This window comes from Micromonospora sp. CA-248260 (assembly GCF_050942205.1).
In the GTDB taxonomy this organism is placed as follows: Bacteria; Actinomycetota; Actinomycetes; order Mycobacteriales; family Micromonosporaceae; genus Micromonospora; species Micromonospora antibiotica.
Map to the genome: position 1 here is coordinate 4,655,228 of NZ_CP192021.1, position 11,865 is coordinate 4,667,092.

The 11,865-nt window shown below is 69.9% G+C and carries 12 protein-coding genes; 9 read left to right on the forward strand and 3 right to left on the reverse strand.

Annotated elements, in window-relative coordinates; translation table 11 throughout:
- The first annotated feature begins 287 nt into the window (after positions 1–287).
- The 9 genes from ACQP2H_RS20030 to ACQP2H_RS20070 all read left to right on the forward strand — a co-directional run bounded on the left by ACQP2H_RS20030 (position 288) and on the right by ACQP2H_RS20070 (position 8,572).
- Positions 288–926: a YybH family protein gene (locus ACQP2H_RS20030; protein WP_357537485.1), complete on the forward strand. Its 639-nt coding sequence runs from the start codon at positions 288–290 to the stop codon at positions 924–926.
- A gap of 145 nt (positions 927–1,071) precedes the next feature.
- The gene (locus ACQP2H_RS20035) at positions 1,072–2,274 is read left to right on the forward strand and encodes a 3-deoxy-7-phosphoheptulonate synthase (RefSeq protein ID WP_308290838.1); all 1,203 of its coding nucleotides are present in this window, start codon (positions 1,072–1,074) and stop codon (positions 2,272–2,274) included.
- Positions 2,262–2,885 (forward strand): isochorismatase family protein, encoded by a 624-nt coding sequence (locus ACQP2H_RS20040; protein ID WP_219463436.1) that lies wholly within the window; start codon positions 2,262–2,264, stop codon positions 2,883–2,885. Before ACQP2H_RS20035 ends, ACQP2H_RS20040 begins: the two co-directional genes overlap by 13 nt.
- Positions 2,882–4,798 (forward strand): anthranilate synthase family protein, encoded by a 1,917-nt coding sequence (locus ACQP2H_RS20045; protein WP_219463438.1) that lies wholly within the window; start codon positions 2,882–2,884, stop codon positions 4,796–4,798. Before ACQP2H_RS20040 ends, ACQP2H_RS20045 begins: the two co-directional genes overlap by 4 nt.
- On the forward strand, positions 4,795–5,142 hold the full coding sequence (locus ACQP2H_RS20050; RefSeq protein WP_219463439.1) for a hypothetical protein: 348 nt from the start codon (positions 4,795–4,797) through the stop codon (positions 5,140–5,142). Before ACQP2H_RS20045 ends, ACQP2H_RS20050 begins: the two co-directional genes overlap by 4 nt.
- Positions 5,139–5,756 (forward strand): phenazine biosynthesis FMN-dependent oxidase PhzG, encoded by a 618-nt coding sequence (phzG, locus tag ACQP2H_RS20055; RefSeq protein WP_219463441.1) that lies wholly within the window; start codon positions 5,139–5,141, stop codon positions 5,754–5,756. The genes ACQP2H_RS20050 and phzG overlap by 4 nt, the downstream gene beginning before the upstream one ends.
- A gap of 39 nt (positions 5,757–5,795) precedes the next feature.
- Complete coding sequence (asnB, locus tag ACQP2H_RS20060) at positions 5,796–7,631, forward strand: asparagine synthase (glutamine-hydrolyzing) (protein WP_219463443.1); 1,836 nt, start codon at positions 5,796–5,798, stop codon at positions 7,629–7,631.
- A 32-nt stretch (positions 7,632–7,663) separates the two neighbouring features.
- A complete protein-coding gene (locus tag ACQP2H_RS20065; RefSeq protein WP_219463446.1) occupies positions 7,664–8,152 on the forward strand; it encodes a PhzA/PhzB family protein in 489 nt (162 codons plus the stop codon).
- A gap of 9 nt (positions 8,153–8,161) precedes the next feature.
- Positions 8,162–8,572: a VOC family protein gene (locus tag ACQP2H_RS20070; protein ID WP_219463448.1), complete on the forward strand. Its 411-nt coding sequence runs from the start codon at positions 8,162–8,164 to the stop codon at positions 8,570–8,572.
- A 117-nt stretch (positions 8,573–8,689) separates the two neighbouring features.
- Here ACQP2H_RS20070 and ACQP2H_RS20075 read toward each other — a convergent pair whose 3' ends face one another.
- The 3 genes from ACQP2H_RS20075 to ACQP2H_RS20085 are packed head-to-tail and all read right to left on the reverse strand — an operon-like array spanning position 8,690 to position 11,705.
- Positions 8,690–9,541: a PhzF family phenazine biosynthesis protein gene (locus tag ACQP2H_RS20075; RefSeq protein WP_307799765.1), complete on the reverse strand. Its 852-nt coding sequence runs from the start codon at positions 9,539–9,541 to the stop codon at positions 8,690–8,692.
- A gap of 29 nt (positions 9,542–9,570) precedes the next feature.
- Positions 9,571–11,235: an asparaginase domain-containing protein gene (locus tag ACQP2H_RS20080; protein ID WP_219463449.1), complete on the reverse strand. Its 1,665-nt coding sequence runs from the start codon at positions 11,233–11,235 to the stop codon at positions 9,571–9,573.
- A complete protein-coding gene (locus ACQP2H_RS20085; protein WP_308290839.1) occupies positions 11,232–11,705 on the reverse strand; it encodes a DUF488 domain-containing protein in 474 nt (157 codons plus the stop codon). Before ACQP2H_RS20085 ends, ACQP2H_RS20080 begins: the two co-directional genes overlap by 4 nt.
- Between the last annotated feature and the right edge of the window lie 160 nt (positions 11,706–11,865).

The window sequence follows — 11,865 nt, forward strand, 5'->3', positions numbered from 1 at the left end:
CGGCGCGTTTTGGGGGCATCCTTCCGGAAGGAGAAAATCGAGGGTTCGCGTTTTGGCTGGTAGTAAGCACGAGTCAGCAGCACAACGTCCCACCAAGCGATTCATGATGTTGAAATATTGTCGCCGCCCGAGCTTAATGTGTCTTGACAGAGCCAGATGCGGGCTGTTGTATCAATGCCATCAGGCCGCCGGAACGACAAACCGGGGACCATGAAACGCGCCCGTAAATGACGGTCAGATGAGCGACTCAAACCCTAGTAACCACTTCCAATTAGGGGGAGACAGTCATGCACGAAATCAAGCGCACGATACCCATTGTCGCCGCCGGCGGCATCCTGCTGGCCGCCGGCACGCTCTTCGGGGCCAACTCCGCCTATGGCCAAACCGACACGAACAATCCCCAGCAGACACACGCGAATCACTCCATCGACCACCGGGCGCATGCCCGCGTGCCCGGATTCGTCGCGCCGACCACCACCGCCGTACCGACCCCCGCCACCAACACCGCCGCCCTCCAGGCCGGCGCCCAGAGCCCCGCCGAGCTGATCAACCTCCTCGGTCAGCGGATCGTGGCGAAGGACGTGGACGGGATCGTCGCGCTTCAGGAGCGCGAGGCAGCCATCATCGACTGGGACGGATCGGTCATTCGCGGGCATGCCGCCATTCGCGCATTCTACGTCGAGTGGTTCGAATCAGACCCGATCCTCCAGGTCAGCCCGCTCCAGATCGTGGAGGCCGGCGGAACACGCGTCGGAAACAAGGTGATTGGCCGTTCAGCGTCCGTGATGGGCACCTACACACTCGAACAGGACGGGCCCGACGGCACCCGGGTGAGCTTCTCGGGGAACTTTTGCGACATCGTCCGCCAGCAACTGAACGGCACCTGGCTCTACATCCAGGACAATCCCTACCCGCCGCACAGCTGATCTGCCCATCCACTGACCACGTCCCCCTCACGCACTCCACCGCACGTCGGTAAGTGAGCCCGTAGCCGATTAGCCAGCCTAATCGGCTACGGGCCACACCCGAAGTAACCAGCGAATGCCGAGATGTCCGAGGTTGGGAGAGAGTGTGAACGCCATCTCACTCGATGTTCCACCGGTCGAGGCCGCCGAGCAGCAACCTGAATGGGAAGACCCGGCGCAGGTCGCGCAAATCCGCGACGTCCTGGCGAGCCTTCCTCCACTCATCGAGGCGGAGTCACTTCCCACGTTCCAGAGTTCACTCGCCGACGTCGCCGCCGGGCACGCCCAGGTACTGCAGGCCGGTGACTGTGCCGAGGACCCTGCGGAATGCACCGCGGAACACGTCAGGCGCAAGGTGGACCTGCTCGACGCCCTCGCCGCCACCATGAGCGCCGCCACCGGCCGACCCGTCGTCCGGGTGGGCCGCATCGCCGGCCAGTACGCCAAGCCACGGTCGAGGCCCACCGAACAGGTCGACGGCGTCGACCTGCCCGTCTACCGCGGCCACCTGGTCAACGATCCTGCGGCGACCCGCCCGGCACGCCGGCCCGACCCGCAGCGGCTGCTCGCGGGATACCGGTCGGCGAGACGGACCCTCAGCGAACTCGGGACCGTCCGTGCCGCCGGGGCGCCCGTCTGGACCAGCCACGAGGCACTGCTGCTCGACTACGAGGTGCCGATGCTGCGCCGTGACCGCGCCGGCCGGGTCGCGCTCACCTCCACCCACTGGCCGTGGATCGGTGAGCGGACCCGGCAGCTCGACGGTGCCCACGTCGCCCTCCTCGCCCAGGTGGTGAACCCGGTCGCGTGCAAGGTCGGGCCGACGATGACGGTCGTCGACCTGCTCGCGCTGTGCGCACGGCTCGATCCGCTACGGGAACCGGGACGCCTCACCCTGATCGCCCGACTGGGCGCCGACGTGGTCGCCGACCGGCTACCGCCGCTCGTGCGGGCCGTACGCGCGGCCGGGCACCCGGTGGTCTGGCTGGTCGATCCCCTGCACGGCAACACCGTCACCGCAGCCACCGGACGTAAGACGCGCATCCTGTCGACCATCCTCCGGGAGGTCACCGCGTTCCAGATCGCGGTACACGCCGAAGGTGGGGTCGCGGGCGGCGTACACCTCGAGACGACCCCCGACGACGTGACCGAGTGCCTTGACGACGGGCACAGCAGCGAGCCGGCCCGCCTGCGGTACACCTCGCTCTGCGACCCGCGGCTCAATCCCCGCCAGGCGCAGACCGTGGTCTCCGCCTGGCGGACGTCACCCCTGACGAACCGGGCTGAGGAGAAACCGTGCCGGGCCTGACACCGATCGCCGCCTACCCGCTTCCGACCACGGGCGACCTGCCCGTCAGCATCGCGCAGTGGACTCCCGATGCCAGCCGGGCAGCGCTGCTCGTCCACGACATGCAGCGTTACTTCCTCGGCCCGTTCGACCCGTCGGTACGCGGGGCGCTGGTCCGCAACTGCGTCCGGTTACGCCAGCGGTGCGGCGAACTCCGCGTGCCGACCTATTACACGGCCCAGCCCGGAGGCATGACCGAGCAGGAGCGCGGCCTGCTCAAGGACATCTGGGGTCCCGGGATGAGCGGGCAACCCGGCGACCGGGAGATCGTCACCGAACTCGCGCCCGGACCGGCGGACCACGTGCTCACCAAGTGGCGCTACAGCGCGTTCCACCGTTCGGACCTGCTGACCCGGCTACGCCGGCAGGGTCGCGACCAGCTCATCGTCTGCGGGGTCTACGGGCACGTCGGAGTGCTGGCCACCGCCCTCGACGCGTTCACCAACGACATCCAGCCCTTCCTCGTCGCCGACGCCATCGGTGACTTCTCCGCCGACCACCACCAGTTGACGCTCGACTATGCGGCCACGCGTTGCGCGGTGGTCACCACCACGGAGGAGGTCTTCCCGTGAACGCGGCCCGCCTGCTCCGACAGCTAGTCGATCCCGGCCGGGAGGCATTCGCCCTGCTGCACCGCCCCGAGTCGGTGGGCGGCGACCGGGTGGAGATCCTGTCCGGCCGGATCAGCACCGTCGCGCGGCTCGCCGACGTCCCACTCCCCGACGCCCCGATCCACCAGGCCGGGCCGGGCGACGAGACGCTACACGAGACGCTGGTGCTGGTGCCCCACCAGCAGATCACCGAGCGGGGATTCACCGCCGTCATGGACGGGTCACCGCTGATCACTCTGTCGGTGACCGAACAGGGCTCGATGACCAGGGCTGAAGCGTTCGAACACCTCCCGGACGACCCGATCAGCCTCACCAACGGCGGCTTCGACACCGATGACGGCAGCTACGCCGACACGGTACGTGCGGTACTCGCCAACGAGATCAGCACCGGTGCCGGCGCGAACTTCGTCATCAAGCGGTCGTACGTCACCACCGTCACGGGGTACTCCCCGCGCACGGCGCTGAGCCTGTTCCGCCGGCTGCTCGCCCGGGAGACCGGCGCCTACTGGACCTTCCTCGTGCACACCGGCACCCGGACGTTCGTGGGCGCCACCCCGGAACGGCACGTCAGCCTGCGTGGCGGCGTGGCGGCGATGACCCCGATCAGCGGGACCTACCGCTACCCGAGGACCGGACCGGTCCTGGCGGAGGTTCTCGACTTCCTCACCGACGGCAAGGAGACCGACGAGCTGTACATGGTCCTCGACGAGGAACTCAAGATGATGGCCCGGGTGTGCGACAGCGGGGGCCGGGTGGTCGGCCCGTTCCTGCGGCAGATGGCCTGGCTCGCGCACACCGAGTACAACATCGAGGGCCCCAGCAGCCTGGACCCCCGCGACATCCTCCGGGAGACCATGTTCGCCCCGACCGTGACGGGCAGCCCGTTGGAGAACGCCTTCCGGGTGATCGCCCGCTACGAACCGCACGGCCGCGGCTACTACGGCGGCATCGCGGCCCTGATCGGCCGGGACGCCGGTGGCGCACGGACCATGGACGCCGCCATCATGATCCGCACCGCCGACATCCGTCCCTCGCAGACCGACGACAGCGCCCGCGTCGAGGTCGGTGTCGGTGCCACGCTCGTCCGGCACTCCGATCCCGACGCCGAGGTCGCCGAGACCCACGCCAAGGCCGCCGGGGTGCTCTCCGCGTTGGGCATCGGCGAACGCCTCGACGGGCACCCACTGATCCGACAGGCGCTCGACCGCCGCAACACGGCGATCGCGAGCTTCTGGCTCAGCGACGCGCAGACCCGCAGGCGGCCGCAGCCCGCCCTGGCCGGCCGCCGAGCCCTGATCGTCGATGCCGAGGACGCCTTCAGCGCGATGCTGGCCCACCAGCTACGGGCACTCGGCCTGGCGGTGCAGGTGGCCCGGGCCGACACCCGCCCCGGGTTCGACGCCCACGACCTCGTCGTCCTCGGCCCCGGCCCGGGTGACCCGCGCGACACCGCCGATCCACGGATGAGCCACCTCACCGAGGCGATCGACCAGCTCCTCGCCCGGCGTACCCCGTTCCTGGCGGTGTGCCTGAGCCACCAGCTGCTGTGCCGGCACCTCGGCCTGCCGCTACGGCGGCGGGACATCCCCAACCAGGGCGTCCAACGTGAGATCGAGCTGTTCGGCACCCCGGCACGGGTCGGCTTCTACAACTCCTTCGTCGCGTACGCGCGGATGGAGCAGTTCCACAGTCCCAGGGCGGGCGAGGTGCGCGTCAGCCACGACCCCACCACCGGTGAGGTGCACGCCCTACGCGGAGCCCACTTCAGCTCGGTGCAGTTCCACCCGGAGTCGGTCCTCACCCAGGACGGCGAACGCGTGCTGGGCGACCTGCTGGCATCGCTGACACACATCGAGGAGGTCATGAACGCATGAAGGCCGCCGTCTCCTGGTGGGACCTCGCCGGGTCCACCCAGACCATCGACTCACTGCGCCACTACCTGCGCGAGGAGGGCGTGCAGCCGTGGGAGCGGGTGCACGGAATGCGGCTCAAGTTCTGGATCTCCGACCGGGAGACCAACCGCTGGGGCGCGGTCATGCTGTGGGACGCCACCGCCGACCTGACCGCGCCGCTGCCGCCGAACCGGGCCACCGAGCTGATCGGATACCCGCCCACCGTGCGGATGATGACCGAGGTGGAGGCCATCGTGGAAGGGCTGCACGCCGGCCCGTCCGACGACCGTGGGCTGGCATTCGGACCGGTCCGGAACCCGTCGTGAGTACGTCGGCACAGCAGCTGGGCGTCGATGTCTTCGCCACCCCGCCCGACGAGCCGATGGGGCTGCTGCGGAGCTGGCTGGACGCGGCGCGGGCGGACGCCGTCCGCGAGCCCGGCGCGCTGGCGCTGGCGACCGCCGACGCCGACGGTCGCCCGTCGACCCGGATGGTGCAGGTCCTCGCCGTGCGCGACAGCGGACTGCTGTTCGCCACCCACTCCGGCAGTCGCAAGGGCCGGGAGTTGGCGGCGAACCGTTGGGCGTCGGGTGTCCTCTACTGGCGGGAGGTGGCCCGCCAGGTGGTCGTCAGCGGGCCGACCGGCCCGCTGGGAGCCGACGAGGCCGACGCCCTGTGGACGGCCCGGCCGGTCGCCACCCACCCGATGTCGGTGGCGTCGCAGCAGAGCGCACCCCTCACCGACGAGGAGGCGTTGCGCGAGCAGGCGCGGCGGCTCGGCGACGGGGGCCTGCCGTTGCCCCGCCCGGATGCCTGGCTGGCCTACCTGCTGGAGCCGGATTCGGTCGAGTTCTGGGAGTCCGACCCGGGCCGGTTGCACCGTCGGCTGCGCTTCGACCGCGACGGCACCGGGTGGCGGTCCGGTCGCCTTCAACCCTGACCACCCGGACAGTTCGCTCGAGAGGAACAGGTAGACGAGATGTGTGGAATTGCAGGCTGGGTCTCGTACGATCGGGATCTCACGCGACACCAGGCCGACCTGGACGCGATGACGGCGACCATGGCCTGCCGGGGTCCGGACGCATCCGGTGTCCAGCTGGACCGGCACGCCGGGCTCGGTCACCGCAGGCTCGCCGTGATCGACGTCGACGGCGGCACCCAGCCGATGGCGGTGCAGACCGACGACGGCACGGTGACGATCACCTACAGCGGCGAGGCGTACAACTTCGGGGAGCTGCGCGGCGAACTGCGACGCCGCGGTCACCGCTTCCGGACCCGCAGCGACACCGAGGTGGTGCTGCACGGCTACCTGGAATGGGGCGAGGCGGTCGCCGAACGGCTCAACGGCATGTACGCCTTCGCCGTGTGGGACTCCCGGGTCGAGAAGCTGGTGCTGATCCGGGACCGGCTCGGCGTCAAGCCGCTCTACTACTACCGCACCGACGACGGGGTGCTCTTCGGTTCCGAGCCCAAGGCGATCCTCGCCAACCCGCTGGCCGAACGTGCCGTCGACCTGGCGGGGATCCGGGAACTGGTCAGCTTCACCCAGACGCCCGGCAGCGCCGTCTGGTGCGGGATGAACGAGGTGCTGCCCGGCGGGGTCGTCACCGTCGACCGTGCCGGGCTGCGCGAGCACCGCTACTGGACGCTGCCGAGCCGCCCGCACACCGACGACCTGCCGACCACCATCACCAACGTCCGCTCGTTGCTCAGGGACGTGGTGGAACGCCAACTGGTCTCCGACGTGCCGCGCTGCACCCTGCTGTCCGGCGGGCTCGACTCCAGCGCGATCACCGCCCTCGCCGCCGCCAAGCTCGGCGAACGCGGTGAGAAGGTGCGCAGCTTCGCGGTGGACTTCACCGGACGCGAGGACGACTTCGTCGCCGACGAGCTGCGCGCCACCACCGACGCCCCGTACGCGCGGGAGGTGGGCGCGCACGTCGGCTCGCTGCACGAGTCGGTGGTCCTCGACCACCGGGACATCGCCGACCCCGCGGTCCGACGGGCGGTGATCACCGCCCGGGACAGTCCGCTCAGCCTCGGCGACATGGACACCTCGCTGTACCTGCTGTTCCAGGCGATCCGTCAGCACTCCACGGTGGCCCTGTCCGGGGAGTCCGCCGACGAGGTCTTCGGCGGCTACCGGTGGTTCTTCCAACCGGAGGCCCAGGCCGCGGCGACGTTCCCCTGGATGGCGGTGTTCGTCAGCGGCGCGAAGGCCCAGGTGTCGGACCGGTTCAACGCCGACATCACGGCCGCCCTCGACCTGCCCAGCTACATCCGGGACCGGTACGCCGAGGCGCTCACCGAGATCGAGCGGGTCGACGGCGAGAGCGACCACGAGTTCCGGATGCGCGAGATGTGCCACCTGCACCTGACCCGCTTCGTCCGGATGCTGCTCGAACGCAAGGACCGGGTCAGCATGGCCGTCGGTCTGGAGGTCCGGGTGCCGTTCTGCGACCACCGGCTGGTCGAGTACGTCTACAACACCCCGTGGTCGATGAAGACGTTCGACGGGCGGGAGAAGAGCCTGCTGCGGGCCGCGACCGCCGACCTGCTCCCCCGTTCGGTTCTCGACCGGGTGAAGGCCCCGTATCCGGCCACGCTCGACCCGATGTACACGAGCGCCCTGTTGCAGCAGTGCAGGGACCTGCTCGCCACCGACGACCCGGTGTTCAACCTGGTCGACCGCGCCTACCTGGAGGGCATCACCCGTGAGTCGGGCGCCCTGCCGATCGAGATCCGCAACGGCATGGAGCGGGTGCTCGACCTGAGCACCTGGCTGGACATCTACCGCCCCGAGCTTCGGTTCTGACCTGACCGCCACCGGCTGAGAAGGGACTTCCGTTGACGACCGAGACCCAGCTTCCGGGGTTCACCGACCAGGTGGACCTGCGGGCCCGCAACCGCGCGACCGTCACCGACTACATGAGCCGCAAGGGCGAGAACCGGCTGACCCGCTACCTGCTGTTCACCGAGGACGGCAGCGCCGGCCTGTGGACCACCGACACCGGCCAGCCGGTCGCCTCTCAGGGCCACGAACTGCTCCGGGCGCACGGGGAGTGGTCGCTGCGGATGTTCCCCGACTGGGAGTGGACGAACGTCGAGATCTTCGAGACGCAGGACCCGAACCGGTTCTGGGTCGAGTGCGACGGCGAGGGTCAGATCCTCTACCCGGCGTACCCGCCCGGGCACTACCGCAACCACTTCATCCACTCGTTCGAGTTGGACGATGGAAAGATCCGCCGCCAGCGGGAATTCATGAACCCGTTCCAGCAGCTCCGGGCGCTGGGCATCGAGGTGCCGACGATCGACCGCGGCGGAATCCCCACCTAGGAGCAGCAGATGACCGCTCGGCTCAATCCGTACATCGCCTTCAACGGCAACGCCCGGGAGGCACTGGAGTTCTACCGTGAGATCCTCGGCGGTGAGTTGGAGATCGGCACGTTCACCGAGTACGGCGCGTCCGACGTGATGGCCGCCGACAAGATCATGCACGCGGTGCTCACCACCCCGGACGGTTTCACCCTGATGGCCTGGGACGTCCCCGAGCGGGTGCCGTTCCACCCGGGCAACAACGTCGCCCTCTATCTCGGCGGCGACGATCCCGCGTTGCGCGGCTACTTCCAGCGGCTGTCGGTCGGGGGCACGGTGACGATGCCGCTCAACACACAGGTGTGGGGCGACGAGGCCGGCTCGTTCATCGACCAGTTCGGGATCTTCTGGATGGTCAACATCACCCGGCCGAAGGGCTGACCGGCCACACCTGGCGGATCCGGCACGCTAGCCCCCCGAGGTGGGCCCGCCCGCTGTCAGCGGGCGGGCCCACCTCGGTCTGCCGGCGTACCGCACGTCGGCGGGACCGCCCGGGGCTCACGTGTAAAGCGTCGCGCGGGCCACCACGACCGCGGACCCGGAGACCTGGACCGTTTCGATCCGGTCCGGTGCACCGGTGGCCCGGGCCCGCATCGTCGACGGGCGACCGATCTCGACGCCCTGCAGGACCTCGATCCACTCACCGAAGGGGATCAGGCCGTGTCGCGCCAGATGCACCGCCAACGACCCGGCCGCCGAACCGGTGGCGGCGTCCTCGACGACGCCGTAGGCGGGCGAGAACATGCGCAGCCGCCACTGCGTGTCGGAACCCGCGAAGCAGTTGGCGGCCATGTCGGGCAGCCGGGCCAGGACCCGCTGGTCGGGCTCCAGCGCGGACAACTCGGGTACGCCCGGCAGACCGACGAACACATGCCTCGGCCCGTTGTCGTAGACCTCCACCGGCAGGACGGCGTCGGTGGCGGGGACACCCAGCCCGGCGAGCAACTCCTCGGCCCGGTCGTAGCGCCCCCAGGTGGGGATGGGCTGCCACGAACTCGCCGAGCCGCGCCCGTCCCGGGTGGACCGCTCGATGTCGAACGTCACCGTGCCCATGGCCGTCTCCATCCGGATCTCCCCGACCGGCTTCAACTCGCTGAGTACGATCGCCGTGCCCAGGGTCGGGTGCCCGGCGAACGGCAGCTCGTTGACGGGGGTGAAGATGCGGACCCGCACGTCACCGTCCCGGCGCGGAGGCAGCACGAAGACGGTCTCCGACAGGTGCATCTCGTTCGCGATCTGCTGCATCCGCTCGGCGGACAGGGCTGCCGCGTCCAGGAAGACCGCGACCGGGTTGCCCTCCAACGCCGTCTCCGTGAAGACGTCCGCCACCACGTACTCGTAGGTGCCCACAGGTTCTCTCCAGCCGGGGATCGTCGAGGTCAATGCGTGTCGAACAACGCCTGGTAGCGGGCGACCGCCTGCTCGGTCACCGCACGCTCGGCGTGGGTGGGCCGGAACGGGTCCGCGGCCGGCGGCAACGCGCCGTACTTGAGCAGGGCAGCCATCAGCAGCAACCGGGCCTTGGTCGCGGTCAGGTTGTTGCCGACGATGAACGTCGGATCCGTCCGGTACGCCATGCCACCGGTGTTGCCACGGCCGGTGCGAACCACCGGCATCCCCGCGAAGATGGCCACCCCGAGCGCCGAGTTCTTCGCCGGGTCCGCCATCCCGAACGGCGACATGCCCTCGCAGACGAAACCGGCGAGCGGGGCGGCGGCGAGATTGGCCCGGATCCGGGCCAGGATCTCCACCTCGTCGCCCACCCGGGGATCGCCGCCCGGTTCCGCCGCGTAGCGGCTGTACTTGGTGATCGTCACCCTGGGCATGGCGTCCGGGATCAGCCCGTCCCCGTCCCTCGTCGCGACACCGAGCAGGGTGACGCCCGACTCCAACGAGCCGGCGACGCCGTTCACCTCCTTCGGCAGCACGGTGAGGCGCAGCTGCGAGCGCGCGGTCTGCCGACGCGTCGGCAGGTAGGTGAGCTGCGGGGGGCCGTACCCGCCCAGGTCGGCGACGATTCCCCCGTGGCCGCCGGTGACTTCGTATCCGCCCGGTCGAGCGTCGACCTTGGTCACGTCGCGGGCGGTGTAGACGAGTTCGTCGACGATCACGCAGGCGCCGACCCGGTCGACACCCTGCGCGTCGAGGGCGACACCGGAGGCGATGTACTTCACTCCGTCCACCACGTTGCGGTCGCCGTCGGCGCTCAGCGAGTGGTGCCGCCGCTGGGCGGCGTGGCCGACGAGGGGAACCGTCGTGTCGATCAGCAGGCCGAGCCAGTAGAGGGTCTCGTCCACGGTCGGGCTGCCCTCGAGCCACTGCACGCCGTCGTGCTCACCCGCGGCGAGGACGGCCTGGACCTGGTTGGTCGCCCCGGCGAGGTCACCCAGGTGCGGCTCACTCTGCAGGTGGTAGGGGTAGTAGACGAAGAAGTCACGGCCGAGCCGCTCCCCGTCCGGACCGGTGGTGTAGCCACCCGACGGGGCCGCGCGGAAGAAGTCGAAGTCGGCGATCGAACCGAACTCGACAGGTGTGCCGTGATCGCCCAGCCCGAACCGTTCGATCTCCTCGTAGAGGCGGCTAGCGTCCGGGTAGAACGTCTGCCGGGCCGCCTCCGGTGGCGCGTACGGCGTGGTCGCGGCCTGCTCCCACGCTGAACCGTCACGCTGCCGCGCCAGGTATGGCAGGGGGTACAGCCCGTCGTCGGGGTGCAGCTCCACGACGAACACCGGGGTGGCGTCGCCGGCCGGCTGCGCGGTGTGGAACGCGCCGTCGGTGTCGAGCCAGCCGTCCGGCGGCGCGTACAGGTGTGCCGCGTCGCGTTCGAGTGGATGCGCGCTGTACGCCTCGACGTACGCCGTGACCGGCGCCGCCAGCCGCTGCGGACGCAGTGCGTCGAACCGGCCCGGCCGGGGTGCGAGGCCGTGCCGGATCCGGGCCTTGTTCGACGTGACCAGGTCGGGGGTGTTCAGGATGGTCGCCGTCGGCCCGGCGAACACCGCGATCCGGGGCCGGGTCCCGCCCGTCGGGGTCAGGCCGGTCATGCCGGGGTCAAATGCTCGACCGACACGTCGTGCTGCTCGGTGAGCCGCCGGGCGATCAGCGACCGGTGACAGGCCACCGCATCGCGCTCGACGCAGAACAGCGCCGCCCGCCCCCGCGTCGGTAGCGCCGCGAGCAGCGGCACCAGGTCGGCGAGGTCGAGGACCTCGGCGGTGTAGCGGCGCACGTACTCGGCAGCCAACTCCCGGCGGGACCGCTTACCGACGCCCTGGCGGTCGTCCTCGGCGTACTGCAGATGGCGGTGTTCGGTGGTCGGGGCCAACTCGCGGTGGTGCTCGTAGGCGATGCCCGCACCGGCGAGGGCCTCCTGCAGCCGGCGCGCGTTCGCCCAGGCGTAGTCGGGCCCCCGGACCCCGCGGCGCTGGCGCACGTCGAACAGCAGCCTGACGTCCGCGGCGCGCAGGCGTAGCAGGAATGATTCGAGATCGAAATCGTAGACTCCGATTGTCACCAATCTATGCATTGGCATCCCGGTCCCTCGTATGGCGGTGCCGCACAATCCGCATCCTGATACTTGGTCGACCCACCCGACACTACCCTTGGAGACCCTCGACACAGCGGTTCGAATGCCATACCGAAAATGCCGATCCGACCACCCGCCCGACTCTTTT